At 66.5% G+C, this 708-nt stretch carries 1 protein-coding gene; it reads left to right on the forward strand.

The genetic code is table 11. The features are described 5' to 3' along the window. Nucleotides 1–708, forward strand: a 708-nt coding sequence (locus tag KDM41_18290) for a VCBS repeat-containing protein (protein MCB1185374.1), incomplete at both ends; no start/stop codon positions are given.

Genomic DNA, 708 nt, shown 5'->3' on the forward strand with positions numbered 1-708 from the left:
CAACATCACCTTGAACTTCGACGCGGACGTCGATCCGACCACCGTCTCGCCCCAGACCTTGGGCCTGCATCGATCGATGGGACGGACCGCCTGGGATTTCGACGTGAACGGTGGCACCGTTACGCTGCTCCCGGGATCGTTCTTCGCGGGAGAGGTCGTGCACCTGACGATCAGCGATGGCGTTCGCAGTACCGACGGAGGAGTCGCCACGCCGCACCAGCTTCGCTTCACGGCGGGAGCGACGGCGCCGCCGGCCTGCGCCCGCCAGTGGACCGACATCGGAGCCGGCCTGACCGGGGCGAGTGACAGCGACGTGGCCTGGGGCGACGCCGACGGCGACGGCGACCTGGATATCCTGGTCCTCGGCTCGACCGGAACGAGCAGTCAGATCACCCACCTCTATTTGAACGACGGCGGGACGTTCACCAACGCCCTCGCCAATCTCCCGGGCTCCTCGTCCGGTTCGGTTGCCTGGGGGGACTACGACGGCGACGGCGATCTGGACGTCCTGCTGATCCGAGAGTCCGCATCGCGGCTCTACCGCAATGACGGCGGGATCTTCACCAATTCCGGCGTTGGCCTGCCCGGACTCCTCAACGCCGACGCTGCCTGGGGGGACTACGACAACGACGGAGACGTCGACTGGTTCGTCACCAACGAGATCGGCTCGAACGTGCTGTTCCGCAACGACGGGCCCACGGGCAACTA

The sequence above is a fragment of the bacterium genome, from assembly GCA_020440705.1.
In the GTDB taxonomy this organism is placed as follows: Bacteria; Krumholzibacteriota; Krumholzibacteriia; order LZORAL124-64-63; family LZORAL124-64-63; genus JAGRNP01.